The 14,983-nt window shown below is 64.2% G+C and carries 13 protein-coding genes; 3 read left to right on the top strand and 10 right to left on the bottom strand.

The window, feature by feature from the left end; all coding sequences use genetic code 11:
* Positions 1–5: 5 nt before the first annotated feature.
* Positions 6–437 carry a hypothetical protein gene (locus ACFPK0_RS07485; protein WP_377339479.1) on the bottom strand — a complete coding sequence of 144 codons (432 nt, stop codon included), beginning with the start codon at positions 435–437 and terminating at the stop codon, positions 6–8.
* Between the two features lie 197 nt (positions 438–634).
* On the opposite strand from ACFPK0_RS07485, the gene ACFPK0_RS07490 reads away from it, so the two are divergent.
* The gene (locus ACFPK0_RS07490) at positions 635–1,462 is read left to right on the top strand and encodes an SDR family NAD(P)-dependent oxidoreductase (protein ID WP_056079691.1); all 828 of its coding nucleotides are present in this window, start codon (positions 635–637) and stop codon (positions 1,460–1,462) included.
* A gap of 42 nt (positions 1,463–1,504) precedes the next feature.
* Here the strand turns inward: ACFPK0_RS07490 and ACFPK0_RS07495 are convergent, their stop codons facing one another.
* Positions 1,505–2,413: a polysaccharide deacetylase family protein gene (locus tag ACFPK0_RS07495; protein ID WP_377339481.1), complete on the bottom strand. Its 909-nt coding sequence runs from the start codon at positions 2,411–2,413 to the stop codon at positions 1,505–1,507.
* Positions 2,414–2,549: 136 nt separating this feature from the next.
* Positions 2,550–2,894 (bottom strand): zinc ribbon domain-containing protein YjdM, encoded by a 345-nt coding sequence (locus tag ACFPK0_RS07500; RefSeq protein ID WP_056079690.1) that lies wholly within the window; start codon positions 2,892–2,894, stop codon positions 2,550–2,552.
* A gap of 74 nt (positions 2,895–2,968) precedes the next feature.
* On the opposite strand from ACFPK0_RS07500, the gene ACFPK0_RS07505 reads away from it, so the two are divergent.
* Positions 2,969–3,334: a DUF6164 family protein gene (locus ACFPK0_RS07505; RefSeq protein WP_056604231.1), complete on the top strand. Its 366-nt coding sequence runs from the start codon at positions 2,969–2,971 to the stop codon at positions 3,332–3,334.
* A 41-nt stretch (positions 3,335–3,375) separates the two neighbouring features.
* On the opposite strand, the gene ACFPK0_RS07510 is transcribed toward ACFPK0_RS07505, so the two are convergent.
* Positions 3,376–4,269, bottom strand: a complete 894-nt coding sequence (locus tag ACFPK0_RS07510; RefSeq protein ID WP_377339484.1) for a LysR family transcriptional regulator — start codon at positions 4,267–4,269, stop codon at positions 3,376–3,378.
* Positions 4,270–4,383: 114 nt separating this feature from the next.
* On the opposite strand from ACFPK0_RS07510, the gene ACFPK0_RS07515 reads away from it, so the two are divergent.
* Positions 4,384–5,433, top strand: a complete 1,050-nt coding sequence (locus tag ACFPK0_RS07515; protein WP_377339486.1) for an MDR/zinc-dependent alcohol dehydrogenase-like family protein — start codon at positions 4,384–4,386, stop codon at positions 5,431–5,433.
* A gap of 17 nt (positions 5,434–5,450) precedes the next feature.
* Here the strand turns inward: ACFPK0_RS07515 and ACFPK0_RS07520 are convergent, their stop codons facing one another.
* The 6 genes from ACFPK0_RS07520 to ACFPK0_RS07545 all read right to left on the bottom strand — a co-directional run bounded on the left by ACFPK0_RS07520 (position 5,451) and on the right by ACFPK0_RS07545 (position 14,919).
* A complete protein-coding gene (locus ACFPK0_RS07520; RefSeq protein ID WP_377339488.1) occupies positions 5,451–7,826 on the bottom strand; it encodes a glycoside hydrolase family 95 protein in 2,376 nt (791 codons plus the stop codon).
* 162 nt (positions 7,827–7,988) lie between these two features.
* A complete protein-coding gene (locus tag ACFPK0_RS07525) occupies positions 7,989–8,624 on the bottom strand; it encodes a DUF4893 domain-containing protein (RefSeq protein ID WP_156458944.1) in 636 nt (211 codons plus the stop codon).
* A 100-nt stretch (positions 8,625–8,724) separates the two neighbouring features.
* Positions 8,725–10,266, bottom strand: a complete 1,542-nt coding sequence (locus tag ACFPK0_RS07530; RefSeq protein ID WP_377339491.1) for an XVIPCD domain-containing protein — start codon at positions 10,264–10,266, stop codon at positions 8,725–8,727.
* Positions 10,267–10,292: 26 nt separating this feature from the next.
* Positions 10,293–10,808 (bottom strand): lysozyme inhibitor LprI family protein, encoded by a 516-nt coding sequence (locus ACFPK0_RS07535; protein ID WP_377339493.1) that lies wholly within the window; start codon positions 10,806–10,808, stop codon positions 10,293–10,295.
* Positions 10,809–11,235: 427 nt separating this feature from the next.
* Positions 11,236–12,684 carry an alpha/beta hydrolase family protein gene (locus tag ACFPK0_RS07540; protein WP_377339495.1) on the bottom strand — a complete coding sequence of 483 codons (1,449 nt, stop codon included), beginning with the start codon at positions 12,682–12,684 and terminating at the stop codon, positions 11,236–11,238.
* A 123-nt stretch (positions 12,685–12,807) separates the two neighbouring features.
* Positions 12,808–14,919, bottom strand: coding sequence for a M48 family metalloprotease (locus ACFPK0_RS07545; RefSeq protein WP_056079656.1), 2,112 nt, complete (start codon positions 14,917–14,919; stop codon positions 12,808–12,810).
* Positions 14,920–14,983 lie beyond the last annotated feature (64 nt).

Genomic DNA, 14,983 nt, shown 5'->3' on the forward strand with positions numbered 1-14,983 from the left:
GCCGATTATCCATTGATGACGGGTGCCGCAATGCGCACTTCGCGGCATACGCCGAAGTTTGCTTCGTTGTGGTCGCTGGTGGTCAGCGCCAGTTTCACGACGTAGGTTTCGCGATCGAGCAGCGGCAGGCTGACCGGGCCCGCATGCGTTATCGGGCCGATCAAGGTGCCGTTCAAATAGAGATGGATGTGCCCCGTGCCCGGCACGGCTGCACCACCGTATTGCTCCGGTGCGAACTGGATGTTTGTTTGCGGGGTCAGGAGCCACGCGTTCGCGTTGCGGGTCAGCTTGGCATCGAGCCGGTAACCGCCGGCTTCTGCCCGCCCGTCCTGTGCGCAAGCAGGTGCCGCTGATCCGTGAGGTTCGTTTGCCGCAACGCCGGAGGCCAGGCCCAGGCTCATCAGAATGGCTGCGGTCATCAGCGTCTTGAATGCCATTTTTCCCCCTCATTCCAAGGCGAAACGAAAGGATATACGACGTGGGTGATGGTGTCGCCCATGGTGGTCGATGGCCGTTTGGATGGCCGTTGAATCATTTGGGTGTGGTGCCCGCTTGAAAGTCCCTTTACCCCACGAAAACCGGTCAGGTTTTGCGACCATGGCGCATAATCGCGGCACAAAACCCGGGGACAAACATGCGCACCGTCGAAAGCAGGATCGTTCTCATCACCGGGGCTGCCATGGGCATGGGCCGCCTGTATGCCGAGCGCGCGGTGGCCGAGCACGCGGCCGCCGTGGTGTTGTGGGACATGGACGCGGCGGCATTGGAGGCGACCCGCACGGAACTCGCCTCGCGCGGCGCCAGGGTGCTGGCCCAGGTGGTCGATGTGTCGTCGCCGCAGGCGGTCGCCGAGGCGGCGCAACGGGTGCAGGCCGAAGTCGGTACCCCGGACATTGTGATCAACAACGCTGGCGTAGTCCGCGGCAAACCGTTCTGGGAGCACGACCCGCTCACCGACACCGAGTTCGTCATCCGCGTCAACGTGCTGGGGCCGATGCATGTCACCCGGGCCTTCCTGCCGGGCATGATCGCCGCCGGCAACGAGGCGCGAATATTGAATGTGGCCTCGGCCTCCGGGTTGCTCTCCGTGCCGCGGATGACCGTGTACACCGGCTCGAAATGGGCACTGATCGGCTGGAGCGATTCGTTGCGGCTGGAGCTCAAGCGCGCGGGCCACGGCCACGTGCGGGTGACCACGCTGATCCCCAGCTACATCAAGACCGGCATGTTCGCCGGTGCCCGCGCGCCGTTGCTGACGCCGCTGCTGGAGCCGGCGCATGTCGTGGACAAGGCCTGGGCCGCGATGAAGGCAGGCAAGCCGCGATTGATGATGCCGTGGACGGTGGCGTTGAGCGGCGCCTTGCGCGGGCTGCTGCCGTTGCCGCTGTGGGATTGGGTGGCCGGAAGCGTGTTCAAGGTGTACTCGTCGATGGACGCATTCACCGGGCGCAAATCGGGGTGATCGAAGATGCGCCACGCCGGGTGCGCGTCTTCACAGCGGCAGTCAGCGGCAGAGCTTGTCCAGATCGAGGCCGGGGCTGGGAGCGGCTGGCAGTGGCAACCCGCGTGCGGCCATCGCCGCTTCGAGAGAGTCGGGTGACGACGGCAGGCTGAGGTCGAGATCGTTGCGGTAGAAGGGAGCGCTTTCGGCTTCCTCCAGCGTGACGAAGCTGAAACCGCGTTCTCGATAGAGCGCCAACAGGCGCGGCAGCATGCGGGCGTCGAACGCGCCCACGTGCATCAGCAGGACGTAGGGGATGTCGTGGCCGTAGAGCGCTTTCGACATGGCGCGGCTGTAGACGATGGCGGCGTCGGCGGCAGCGAGGTAGCTGGTTTCCAGTTTGGTGATGGCGGCATTGTCTTTTTTCGCGACGCAGCGCGCGTACGGCTCGTTGTAGAGGTAGTCGCTGAAGCTCATGGTGACATTGGCGATCTTGTAGCCACGCTCCGCCAGGAAGCGACGCTCGGCCGCGCGCTTTTGCGCGGTGTCGCCCTCGGCCAGATACGGGTAGCGCAGCCAGTGCCAATCGGCGGCGCCCATGTACTTCCGCAGCATCGGCTCGTTCCTGGTCACATCCTGTTCCCAGTCCGCGAGCGGATTGGCATTGAGGTTCATGTGCGACCAGGTGTGGTTGCCCAGCGGCAATCCGGCGTCGCGCCACAGCTGCAATACGGGCGTGGAGGCCGGCTCGTTCCGCGTCTGGATGCCGTTGACGAACCCGTACACCGGCGGCAGTTGCGCCTGCTGCATGGCGGTAATGATTTTCTGCGCGATCGCCACCCGCGTTTCGCCCGCAGGAAGCGGCCCATGGGCGGGCAGGTCATCCCAAGTGATCGCCAGTTGCTGCGCGGTGGCTGGCAGAGCGATGGCGGAACAGACGGCAAAAAGCAGGCGCGAGTGCAGGTTTTTCAAAAGAACCTCCAGATTGATCCTGGCCAGGTGCGATGGATGCGGTGTCCGGCAAATTCGGGGCGGGTGCCGGTTCGCGCATGGTGGGCCCGGCACGTTTTTCGTCATTCGCTGCGGCGCCTTGTCCTACGGCGCCTTGTCAGGCCTTGCGCAGGAAACACGTCTTGAGCACCAGCCCCTTGATCTTGTCGGCGTTGCCCTCGATGTGCTCGGCATCATCCGGCACCAGGCGGATATTGCGGATCAGGCTGCCCTGCTTCAGCGGAATCGAGCTGCCGCGCACCTTCAGATCCTTGATGACCACTACGGTATCGCCCGCGGCCAGCGGGTTGCCGTTGCAGTCGCGCACGATCGGTTCGTCCGAGGAGTTTTCGGCGGATTCCCCGGCCACCCACTCGTGGGCACAGTGCGGGCAGACGAGCTGGGCACCGTCCGGGTAGGTGTCGTCGAGTCCGCATTGCGGGCAGGCGGGATACGCGGGCATGGCCAGATCCGTTGATGGTGGGGAACACGTATTCTAGAGGGGACCGCCGCGGCGAGGGCAGCTATCATCACGCCATGTCCAGACTGCTTTTGAACCTGCGCAACGTGCCTCATGACGAGGCCGACGGCGTGCGCGCGATGCTCGACGCACAGGGGATCGCGTTCTACGAAACCAGGCCCAGCATGTGGGGCATTTCAGCCGGCGGCATCTGGGTGACCGAGGACACCGCCTACGCCGACGCCCGGCTTGCCATGGACGAGTTCCAGCGGCAACGCCGCGATCACGCCCGCGCGGAGTACGCCGCCGCCAAACGCGCAGGTACCGCGGACACGTTCTTCACGATGCTTCGTGCGGACCCGGTGCGCGTGGTGGTGAGCGTGCTGGGCATCCTCTTCGTGCTGGTCATGGTGGCGCTGCCGGTGTTCCTGCTGCGGGGTTGAGCCGGGCCCGCGTCGGGGCGATTACGGATGGCCGCTTGCGGTCAGTGCGAAGGATGCGCAAACGCCGCCACCAGGTAGTCGATAAATACCCTTACCCTCACCGGTACACGACGGCCGGCCGGATAGACGAGATGGATGGGCACGCGCGCCGGCTGCAACTTCGGCAGCAATACCTGCACCTGGCCGGACCGGATCTCTTCGGCCAGTAGCCAGCGTGGCGCCTGGGAGATGCCAAGGCCACACAGCACCGCCGCACGGACATGCTCTGCATCGCCGGTCAGCAGCGAGCCGTGCGGGATATAGGAAACGGTTTCCCTGCCGACCTTGAGCGACCACGGGTAACGCTCGCGATCCTTCGCAAACACGATGCACGTGTGCTGGTCCAGATCCGCGAGCCGGGTGGGCACGCCGTGCCGGGCAAGATAATCCCGGCTCGCCGTGAGCACGGCATCCGCCTCCGACAATTTCCTCGCGGTGAGCGAGGAGTCCACCAGTCGCCCGTGGCGGATCGCCAGATCGACGCCTTCGCCGACCAGGTCAACGTGCCGTTCCGATACCGACATCTGAACCGTGACGTCGGGATACCGCCGGAAAAATTCCGGCAGCAGCGGTGTGATGCAGAGCCGGCCATGCGCTGGTGCGGTGTTGATCCGGATGGTGCCTCGCGGTGATTGCCGGCGCTCGCCCACGGAGGATTCGAGCGCATCGAAATCGTCCATCAGCCGCTTGGCCGATTCGTAGAACGCGTGCCCCGCCTCGGTGATCACCACCTGGCGTGAGGTGCGCAGGACGAGTTGCTCGCCAAGGTACCGTTCCAGTGCGCCGATCTGCTTGCTGACGGCGGGTTGCCCGATCCCTTCCTCGCGCCCCACGGCGGAAAAACTGCCGCATTCGACGAGGCGTACGAACAGCCGAATCGCGTGCATCCGATCCATGTGAGTCACCACCATCGATTCCAGGATGGAATGGATGGTATGTCGCTATCGAACGTTTCGGCAATGGATGAGGTTGCTTAAGCTGCGCGCAGCCATCGAACCAGGAGCAAACCGATGAAAGCGATCTGCGTGACACCCAGCCGCACGTTGGAGGTTCGCGATATCCCCACGCCGGGTGAACCCGCGGCCGGGCACGTACTTGTCGAGATGGATGCCTCGGCGATCAACCAGGGCGACAAGACGTTCCTGCGCATGCCGACCGCGGTCGGCAATCCCCTCGCGCTCGACCGCCATGAGGTATGGGGTGCGTCGGGTGCGGGCAGGGTGATCGCGGTGGGGGCAGGCGTGCCTGCGGACTATGCGGGCAAGCAGGTGGCGGTCTACCGATCGCTGGGCCGAAGCGCGGAGAGTGTCGGGCTTTGGTGCGAGCGGGCACACGTGCCTTGTTCGGCCTGCCTGATCCTGCCGGACCATGTTCGTGCGCGGGATTACTGCGGCTCGCTCGTCAACGTCATGACGGCCTACGCTTTTCTCGAAGAGATTGCCGAGGCCGGCCACAAGGGCGTGATTGTCACGGCCGGCAATTCGGCCACGGGTTGCGCCATGGCTTCACTCGCACGAAGCAGGAAGCTGCCGGCGATTTTTCTGGTGCGTACCGAGGCGGCACGACGCGCGCTCATCCAGTCGGGCGTGGAGCATGTCCTGGTGACTGAAGAAGGCTTCACCGACAGGCTCGCTGCGCTGTCCGCCGAGCTGGCGACAACCGCCGTATTCGATGGCGTCGGCGGCGACCTGCTCGGGAAAATTGCGCCGAGCCTGCCGATGAATTCCACCATCTATGCCTATGGCTTTCTCGGCGGCGCCGTGCCGATCGCCATCCCGTCCGTGCTTTTCATGATGAAGAACCTGACCATGCGGCGGTTCAGCAATTTCGAGAGCCGGACAGTGAAGGAGCAGGGGCGACTTGTGGCAGCACTGAAAACGCTGGAGAGCCTGATCGACGACCCCCTGTTCGTCACCCGGATCGGCGAGGAATTCCGTCTCGATCAGATCGAGCAGGCCATGGCTTGCGAGCCATCCGACGGTGCCAGGGCTGTCCTGGTTGCGGCGCCCGCCCGGCGAAGGTCTGATGTTGCTCGCAGGAATGATGAGCAAGCCGCTTGATCGGACCTTCCTTGGTGTCAGTCCGCCATAGTGGGTTGCCGCTCATTTGCCGAGGGCATCAGCCTCGCAGCGTTTACGATGAGCTGCTTGCCCGGCTCAAGCGCCACGACCACATCGTGATGCTGGTAGCGAAGGTGAACCGAGGTGGCGGCCTTGCTCAGCAAGCGCACTTCGGTAGGCGCTCCATCCCGCCAGGTGATGCCAACGCGCAAGCCGCCGCGGGCGCGCAGGCCGTCGACTTCGCCGTCCTGCCATCGGCTCGGCAGGGCCGGAAGCACGGTGACCTCGCCGATACGGCTTTGCATCAGCATCTCCGCGATCGCCGCCGTGCCGCCGAAGTTGCCGTCGATCTGGAACGGTGGGTGGTTGTCGAACATGTTGGGCAGCGTGTTTTCGGCGATCAGATCGCGCAGCAGCTTGTAGGCGTGGTCACCATCGGCGAGCCGTGCCCACAACGCGATTTTCCAGGCCCGCGACCAGCCGGTGCCGCCATCGCCGCGCAGCTCCAGCGATCGTTTCGCGGCCTTGGCCAGCGCTGGCGTCTTGTCCGGCGAAATCGCGTGGCCCGGATAGAGCGCGTAGAGGTGGGAAACGTGCCGATGGTCCGGCTCGGTTTCGGGATAGTCCTCGATCCATTCCTGCAGTTGCCCCTTGCTGCCGATTTGCAGCGGAGGCAGGCGTTTCTGGGCGGCATCGATGCGGGATACGAGCGCCGCATCGACACCCAGATGGCGGGCGGCGGCGCGCACGTGGTTGAAGAGATCGTTGATCAATTCAATGTCCATCGTGGGGGCGTAGGTCAGGCCCACCGGTTTTCCATCGAGCAGGTAGCGGTTCTCCGGCGACGTGGAGGGGTTGGTTACCAGCTTGCCGGCGACTGGCGAACCTTTCGGCGCTTCCACCAGGAAATCCAGCACAAACTCCGCCGCACCCTTCATGGCGGGGTAGGCACGATGGCGCAGGAAAGTCTCGTCGCCGCTGAAGGTGTAGTGGTCCCACATCTGGTTGGACAGCCAGACGCCGCCCATCGGCCAAAGACCCCACGGCCCGTCCACGGGCGCGGTGGCGCGCCACAGGTCGCTGTTGTGGTGAAGCACCCAGCCGCGCGCGCCGTAGTAGCGCTGCGCCGTTTTCGCGCCGGCCACCTGCAGGTCGTCGATCAGGTCCCACAGCGGCGTCTGGGTTTCCCAGAGGTCGCCCGTCTCGGCCGGCCAGTAGTTCATTTCCAGATTGATGTTGGTGGTCCACTTGCTGCCCCAGGGCGGCAACAGGTCCTGGTTCCAGATGCCCTGCAGATTGGCTGCCTGGCCACCCGCACGCGAGGAGGAAATCAGGAGGTAGCGTCCGTACTGGTAATACAGCGCCACCAGCGACGGATCGTCATGGGTCTTGAAGTCGCGAATGCGCTGGTCCGTCGCCACTGTGTCGTCGGAAGTGTCGTTGCCGAGGCGCAAATGCACGCGGTTGAAGAGCGCGTGATAGTCGGCCAGGTGGGCGTTCTTCAGTGACTCGTAGCTGTGCTGCGCGACCTTGGCCAGTGGTGTGCGAACCGCCGCCATGGCGTCGCCACTGATATCGCGATACGACTTGAAACTGGTGGCCCCGCTGAATACGAGGGTGACGGCGTCGGCGCCGTGCACTTCCAGGTGGTCGCCGGCCTGGCGGATGCTGCCGCCTTCGGCCTTGATGACGAGCCGTCCCGCATAGCTCATCCCGGGCTTTGACCACGAGCCTGTCCACGACGATGCCGGGTTGGCGCGCGGCTCGATCTGCCCGGTCAGCTCGATGGTGTCCTTGCCCACCAGCGCGACCTTGGCGCCGGGTTGGGGCGAGGTCAGCGCGACGGTGAAGTTCTGTTCGGCCGGCCGATCGGCGCCGAGGTGCATCACCAGCACCCGGTCGGGGTAGGAGATGAAGGTCTCGCGGCGAAAATGCACGCCATCGACCGCATAGGAAACGGTGCTGATCGCATCGTCCAGCCGCAGCTCCCTTCGGTAATCGCTCACCGTGCCCTTGTTCTCGACATGCAGCCGCAGATCGCCAAACGGCTGGAACGGCATCAGCAATTTCGGATCATCCATGAAGCCCGCGCTGAGCGTCTCGGCCTGCGCCACCTTGCCCGAGAAAATGAGCTTCTGTATCTGCTTCAGCTGCGTTGCGGCGCCGGGCGCGAGGTAGTCGTTCGGCACACCGCCCCACAGCGTGCCCAGGTTGAGTTGGACGCGCTCGTCAGGCACGCCGCCGAACACCATGGCACCCATCAGGCCATTGCCCAGCGGCAGCGCTTCATTCCACTGACTGGCCGGCTTGTCGTACACAAGGGCGGCGCTGCTGGCGCGCGCCTGGGAAGCCATGAGCAAGGTGGCGAATGCAGTAACCAGGGCCCACATCATGCGACGGGCGATGCCTTCAGGCCTGGTTGTCTGGGGGTGTTCGGCTGACGGATGCAATGCGTTGCCCTCTTCGGAAAGGGTTGAGTATCGGGGAATACCCGATCCCTTGCTTCCTGCGTTGCAGGGAGTCCGCTGTTTGGGAGATCGCCCGGGGCGTACGACTCAGCGTTCCAGCCGATACAACTCGAAGCCCTCGTCGTCCGCGTCCATGATCATCAGCAAGGTATCCGGTCCGATCCGCAGCAATCGACCTGCCGAATTGGATGGCCCCTCGAGACCCATCGGCTGTCCCATCGGCCGGTTGGTCGGTCCGTACGGTTTGCTGGTGTTTCCGTTGACGGTGGCAACGCCGAGAAACGCGAGGGTGCGCCCGTTTTCCTGCATGGGCAGCAATACGCCACTGCGGCGCTGCGAACCCCGAGTTTTGATAAAGCGATAGCCGCATGTCGTGCGGTCGATATGCCCGGCGAAATAGGGGTAGCTGTAGCCGCCAGTTCTTCCCACCTGGTAGGAGGCCACGCGCCAGGCACCTCTGATGTCCCCCAGAGGAAGCGGATGACCGGCACGGTGCAGCAGGTCGCGGGCTTCCTTCAATGCACGGATCTCGTCGTCCGCATATTCCGAGTCGGGATTGGCAGGTTGCACGGGAAGAAGACCGGCCAAGACGCTGACGTCGACCTGCACACTGGGGCGATCCGAAGGAAGCGCGACAGCCTTCCAGTTGCGGCATTCCTGCGCGCTGGCGACGGCCGGGGCGGCGAGCATCATGAGGCAGAAAATCGAATTGCGTAGTGACATGGTTTGGCGTTTCCGTCGGATGGCCGCTGTACGTATTGTTCCCGCAGTTCCATCTTGGTAGAGGGGAGGGAAATCCGACCGTGGCGCCGATCGCCCTTGCTCAGTGCGGTATTGGCGGTTGAGACATCTGAACGTCTGCCTCCGGCGTCGCCGGAGTGCTGGCCTGCACCGAAGGCATCTGCGGATTGAGTCGCAGCCAATCGCTACTGCTTTGCGTCAGCGGGGTATTCATGCCGTTGACGACCTCCACATCGGTAAAACGACGCAGAGGCGAGTTGAAATCGCCCTGCACTGCAAAAACTCGCATGGCGTCTTCGCTCAGGAGGACATGGTCGATCTGCTCCAGCCCCTCACGACGTGCGGCCACCGTTAGCGCACCAGAGAGGTTATAGCTGGCCATGTCGGGCGTCCGGCCCCGTGCTGTGTCGAGTCGACTTATGCCGGCGAGCGCTTGCTGAAAGATGGTGTGTCCCGGGTGCTGCGGATCCCCGAAAGTCGTGATCGGGGCAGATCGTTGCAGTGTGGCTTGGCGAAGTGCTTCAGCGGTTTTTGTTCCAACGACGCCGTCCGGGTCAAGTCCATGGTCTCGCTGGAATATCCGCACGATACCCTGCGTCGTCGGCCCGAAGGCACCGTCTACCTTAGGCGGCAGGTCGTCATGTTTGTAACCAAGCTCGGCCAGATCCTGCTGGAGGGCCTTTACCTCATTACCTCGACTTCCAAGTTTCAGGGGTGGCTTTCGGTCGCCGAGTTCGGCGAGTGCGCTCAGTTCCGGAGCGTCGAGCATATGCGCGTTGCGACCGTGATTCCTGAGGTAGGTTTCCAATCCGCTTTTGAAAAATTGCGCCTCCTCATCGGACAAGCCGGTCTTGATGTTCTCGACACCGGCAGCTTCGATGCAGTGGGAAATGCGCCGGAGCACATCCTTTGCCCCGCGGTCGGTTTGTCCATAAGCCGTTTCAAGCTTGTAGCGAACTATGTCGTCCAGGCCGAACGCTCCTTCGACCTTGACGGTGGTGCCCCTGGTACGGCCCGGCATGTCCATCGCGGGATCGGCGCTGGTCATGCTGATGAACTTTTCCAGGCCGCTGTTCACGGCGGCCCCATATTGGTTCCGAGTGTCCACAAGGATGAGTTTGGCGGCATCGTTACGCTGCATGAAAGCCTGGTTCGCTCCGGCAGGCATGCCATCCACGACGGCGTTCATCGACGCGACCTTCTGTCGTACCGTGGGCACGAAATCCGCATCGATCGCTTTGACGCCAGCATCGGATCCGATGGCGGCGTCGAGCTTGGGCTTCATTTGTTCGTAGAGCGTGTTGTCGGCGCCCGTAAATTCGTTGAACGGCTTGTAGAAGTGGCCTTGGATGATCTGTAGATCATGCTCGCTGATGATTCGCCGCCCCTTTTCGTCCGTGGCGATTTCAGCGATGGATTCGAGAAGATGGCGCCCGTCCTGGTTCGCTCCGATGTCGTATTGGAATGGCCCGAAGCTGGGGCCGCTTTGGGCAGCTCCGGCGTTGCCCATTTCGTAGGCGCCCAAGCCCCCGCGCAATTCGCTTTTCATCATGATCTGGCAGACGCGGTACTCCATGGAGGTTGGGGCAAATGCGTCGCCGCCGCTGAACTCCCTTTCGCTCATCTCAAAGTCCCTTTGTCGTCGAGTTCTCAGCGTGCCGGATGCCTTTTGACGGTATTCGTCCAGTCTTCCAATTGCTGCGCACGATGGGCGGTGCTTTCCATGAGACAAGTCGATTGCGTCGTTGGACCAGCGTCCGATCCAAATCGACCGGCGCGGGCCGCGCAATCCTTGTCGCGAAAGCGCAGCCACGCCCGTTGCGCCTCGATGGCAGCCTGCCTGTCGTCGTGTTCGAGCGTGGCCAGAAGCGCCTTGTAGTCTCGATTCAAGCGGCCGTCCTGATAGGTGTACTCCGCGTCAGCGCAGTCCTGCTGTTTCGGAACTACGCCGAGGGTTTCCGTTATGCAGGCGTCATAGGCAGGGCGGATGCCCAGATAGCGAGGCGAAATATAGGACAGCCGCTCTACGTCAGCTCTTATGGCGATGCCATTGACCACATCGGCCTTGGGTTCGATCCGCGAGGGCGGGGGCAACGGCGCGGCAAACGCGGCGGTAACGATCGTTGAGGCCAGGAATGAGATCGTGAATCCGAGGTGGGGTTTCATGAAAGCGCTCTTTGGGTGTGAAGAGGATCGGGTTCTCTATGAGGGACTATGGATCGGATGTCGGCGGTCTGAGTCGTCTTGGCAATCGTTGCCATAAGCCTGATGACCGCCGGGTCTTCCGCTGGAGGCGTCTTCGTTTTGTTCGCGGCAGGTCGCGGCGCAACGGCGAGCACGCCAACAACCAACAAGTTGTGGAACGAAAGGTGATGGACGACATCCGATCTACTCGTGGGGTCGGCATGAGCTTTTCACCATCGAGCCTACTACCGGTCCGCAGCCGACGAACGTGAGTCACCTCTGCAATTTGCGTAAGGGAAAGCGCAACAGGCTCGGTGTTGATCGTATGGTCCCTCGATTTCTGAAAATGGCGCCGTCTACCTGGCTCGCAGACAATTCATGGCCGGCAGCTGTGTTTCGAAGCAGCCCGCTATGGCTCCGCAAACTCCCTCGCCGCAAACCGCAGGAAATACGGCCAGTTCGGGCTGGGCGTATGGCCATCCGTATGTTGGCGGAAGGCGAGCTTGCCGCTGTCGATCAGGGTCAGTGGCGGGGGCATGGTGTCGGTGCCGAGGCCTTTGGCGCCGAGTAGGGTGTAGACCGGACTGGCGGCGACGGCGGCCATGAAGGTGCCGCGTGTGTCCTGCCAGGCGTCGCCGGGGATCTTTCCCGGCTCGGACATGAAAACGCCGCCGCTGAGGAAGAGCGGTCGCGGCGCGCACAGGGCGATGAGTTCGTGGCTGTCCACCGGCAGCTCGTCCGGCGAGCTGCCGACGGCGGCGTACTTCATCAGGTTGCCGGCGAACCAGTAGAACTCGCCGGGGCCGGTGAGGTTGGCCAGCGTTTCGCCGAAGTTGCGCCGGAAGATGGCGCTGCCGCCCGCGCCGGCGGCGCTGATGTAGCCGATGGCGAAACGCGGGTCGAACGCCATGGCCACCAGCGCTGCCTTGCCGAAGCGCGAGTGGCCGAAGATGCCGATCCGCCGGGCGTCCACGTCCGGATCGGTAACGAGATAATCCAGCAGGCGGCTGTCGGCCCAGGCCCAGGCGCGCACCGCGCCCCATTGATCCATGCCGCGCGGCTTGCCCCGGTTGGCCAGGCCGATGATGCCTCCACCGATGCCGTCGCCGTTGGGCAGGCTGTCCGGCTGCGCGCTGGTGCTGTCGAGCGCCACGTAGCCCCAGCCACGGCGGAGAAGCTGCTCCAGGTTGTCCTCGCCCAGCAGGCTGTAATAGCTGATGTTGTGCGGAAGCGATGCCGGTGGATTCCTGGGGATCGGTTGCAGGCGGCTGCCGTTCATCACGATGACGGGCACCGCGTGGCCGCGCGCATCGGCCGGCGTCACCAGATTGGCGCGGATGTTCACCGCGATGGATGGGTAGGTGCTGTTGTCGACATGGCCGGTCAGTTCCTTGGTGACCACGGCGATGCCGCCGATGGCGTGATGCAGGGTGCGGGTGACTTTCCATGTCACCGCCGGCACGTTGTCGGGTACGAAACCGTAGACCTGGCTTTGCATCAGCTCGGCGATTTCCGGGCGTCGGTCACGCCGCCAATGCGATGCCGTGGTGACCTTGTTCCCTGCGCGTGTAGTGAGCGCGTCCGGCAATTTCGGATAAGGATTGGCCAGCGCCTCGTCGTAATTGGCGTTGCAGGGTTTGCCGATATCGAAGGCACCCACCGCGGGCTTCATCTGCTCGATGCCGAGTACCTTGAGCTCACGGCTGCGCTCTGCCACCGCTGCGGCGTCGGCCGCGTTCCGCTGGGTGCCGGGCGGGCACGCGGCCAGCGTGGTTCCGGGTGTCTGCGCGGGGCTTGCGGCGGCGAAAGCCAACATCGCGAAGGCCAGTGCGCGGCGGATGAGCGTGCTGTGGATCATGGCGTTCCCTTGAAGCCAAGCGGTGTGCATGCCGCCGTCTGCCGGCGGTGCCCGCGATGGCGGGTTTGTGTCGGTCGATTATGTGCGTTCGTACGCCCGGGTGCCTTGTTCGAGCTCGATCTGCTAGCGGGTTTCCGTGGTGAGGGCATCGTTTTCTCGGGTCAATGGATTGGGCTCGCTACCTTCGGTGAACGCGGATCGGTATTCGTGTTTGCCCCGGCCATCCGCCATCACCAGGAATGGCGGCAACGGGCAATGCAGGCAGGCGCAGATCAGTCGCAACAGCTCCGCTTCCTCCAGGGTGACGCGCTGGTCGGCGAGCACGGCGATGGCAAGGCCCTCGATCGCGAGCTCCTTGTCGATGGGGCGCAGCGCATCGAGGCGTTGCAGCAGCGCATCCAGCGAGGTTTGCCAGGCGGGTGGCACGGCGTATGCGAGGCCGTGATCGGGCAGGGCGCTGTCCATGGCCTGCTGCCAGATGTGACGCGCGGCATTGCCGTCGACACCGTCGCGGCCGGCGAGAATCGCGCACAGCGTGGCGAAATCGGCGCGTCGGTCGAACAACCGCGCCGGTCCGGCGATGCGGGCGCGCGCCGGTTGCGCGGCTTCGTCCAGGTACAGGCGAACCAGACGCACCAGGCAGAATTCGTAGAGGCCGATGCGGCCGTCGGCATGGATCAGTGCATCCAGCGCTTGCAACAACATCTGCCCCTGCGCGTGCGGCATGCGGCGCAAGCGTGGCAAGGCGAGCTGCAGCAGGGGCAGACGCGCTTTTGGCGTCAACCGGGTGCCGGCATCGAGCAGGGTGTCGACTTGTGCGCGGAATGTTGCGCCCAGGTGGTGCTCGATGTGATCGAGCTGGGTGGTGCGCCACGCCCGGTCCGTGTCGACGGCCAGGCTCAGTATCAGGGCCGGCGCGTCATCGGTGCTGGCGGCTGCGTCAAGGAGCCGGCGGGGTACGGACTGCAATAAATGGTTGGCCGTATGGATGGCCGTTTCGATAGTCTGGCCAATGCTGGTCGTCAGTGCTCTCGGTGTCGCGGTACCCGGCGTTTGTGCGACGCGTGTGGTGGCGCGGTTGCCTTCGTGGGCCGTTGCCATCGCCGGAGCGAAACCGGCAAGGGAGACGTGACGGGCGTCCGCGTCTGCCGTCCGTACCGTTGTCTGCCAATCGCGCGCGATGCGTGCGATGTCCTGCTCGCGGTAGGGCATGCCGAGCGCGCGGATGCGCACGGGCACGGTCGGGTGCGTCGCCAGCAGTCGTGACCAGCGGCCGCCTTCGCCGAACAGCATGTGCGCCACCTCGCTGCTGTCGAACCCGTGCAATGCGGAGCCTGCGCTGAGCGCCTGGATCTTGCGCAACGCACCCACCAGGCCCAGTTGCTGGCGGGTGAACTGCACCGCGGCCGCGTCGGCCAGGAACTCGCGCGAGCGCGAAACCGCCGCCTGCAGCACGCGGCCGGCGAGGTGGCCGATGGAGCCCACGCACAACAGGATGAAGCCGATGCTGTATTGCCCCAGCATGTAGAAGGTCGGGTCTTTCCTGCCGCTGCTGAAGTCGCCGTAGATCATCGAGCGCCCCGTGGTTGCCAGGAACATCACCCCGGCAAGCAGGCCGATCAGGCGGATATTGAGCCGCATGTCGCCGTGCACGATGTGGCTGAATTCGTGTGCGATCACGCCCTGCAGCTCGTCACGGGTGAGCTTGTCCAGGCAGCCCTGCGTGACACAGATCGCGGCGTCGGCGGTACCATGGCCGGCGGCGAACGCGTTGATACCGTCTTCGCGCACAAGCAGGAAGACATCGGGCGGCGGGATCGAGCTGGCGATCGCCATTTCCTGCACGATGTTGTTGAGCCGGCGGTGCACCGGGTCGGTGGTGTCCGGGTCGACGTCCCGCGCGCCGATCCATTCCATGACGACGCGGCCGCCAAGGTCCAGTTCGCGCATGCGCGACCACGACACCCACCCTATGGCGCCGGCGGCGACGATGGCGATGCCGGCCATTGTGGATGTGGCCGGCCACGGCGAGTAGCCCGCGTAGACCAATCCGAAGTAGTGCATGAACGCGTATTTGCCCAGCGCCAGCGCGGCCACCAGCGCGACGAGCACCAACGTTACGGCCAGCGCGAGGAGCAACAGCATGCGCCGCGTGGCGCGTTGCGCATCGTCCTGGCGACCGAAGAAATCCGTGGAAGAGCGGCCATCGCCTGGCCGTCCGCGTTGTTCGCTCATGCCGTATTCCCCTGCGGAGGAGCTCCGCGCGATGAGTCTAGCGCGGCCGAAGCAGCGGTTCCCG

Origin of the sequence: Rhodanobacter ginsenosidimutans, from assembly GCF_042655685.1 — a bacterium.
GTDB classification, from domain to species: Bacteria; Pseudomonadota; Gammaproteobacteria; order Xanthomonadales; family Rhodanobacteraceae; genus Rhodanobacter; species Rhodanobacter ginsenosidimutans.

Bases quoted from the DNA above. Each gene is read 5' to 3' on its own strand.
- ACFPK0_RS07485 (WP_377339479.1), bottom strand. From the start codon at position 437: ATGGCATTCAAGACGCTGATGACCGCAGCCATTCTGATGAGCCTGGGC.
- ACFPK0_RS07490 (WP_056079691.1), top strand. From the start codon at position 635: ATGCGCACCGTCGAAAGCAGGATCGTTCTCATCACCGGGGCTGCCATG.
- ACFPK0_RS07500 (WP_056079690.1), bottom strand. From the start codon at position 2,894: ATGCCCGCGTATCCCGCCTGCCCGCAATGCGGACTCGACGACACCTAC.
- ACFPK0_RS07505 (WP_056604231.1), top strand. From the start codon at position 2,969: ATGTCCAGACTGCTTTTGAACCTGCGCAACGTGCCTCATGACGAGGCC.
- ACFPK0_RS07510 (WP_377339484.1), bottom strand. From the start codon at position 4,269: ATGGATCGGATGCACGCGATTCGGCTGTTCGTACGCCTCGTCGAATGC.
- ACFPK0_RS07515 (WP_377339486.1), top strand. From the start codon at position 4,384: ATGAAAGCGATCTGCGTGACACCCAGCCGCACGTTGGAGGTTCGCGAT.
- ACFPK0_RS07520 (WP_377339488.1), bottom strand. From the start codon at position 7,826: ATGATGTGGGCCCTGGTTACTGCATTCGCCACCTTGCTCATGGCTTCC.
- ACFPK0_RS07525 (WP_156458944.1), bottom strand. From the start codon at position 8,624: ATGTCACTACGCAATTCGATTTTCTGCCTCATGATGCTCGCCGCCCCG.
- ACFPK0_RS07530 (WP_377339491.1), bottom strand. From the start codon at position 10,266: ATGAGCGAAAGGGAGTTCAGCGGCGGCGACGCATTTGCCCCAACCTCC.
- ACFPK0_RS07535 (WP_377339493.1), bottom strand. From the start codon at position 10,808: ATGAAACCCCACCTCGGATTCACGATCTCATTCCTGGCCTCAACGATC.
- ACFPK0_RS07540 (WP_377339495.1), bottom strand. From the start codon at position 12,684: ATGATCCACAGCACGCTCATCCGCCGCGCACTGGCCTTCGCGATGTTG.
- ACFPK0_RS07545 (WP_056079656.1), bottom strand. From the start codon at position 14,919: ATGAGCGAACAACGCGGACGGCCAGGCGATGGCCGCTCTTCCACGGAT.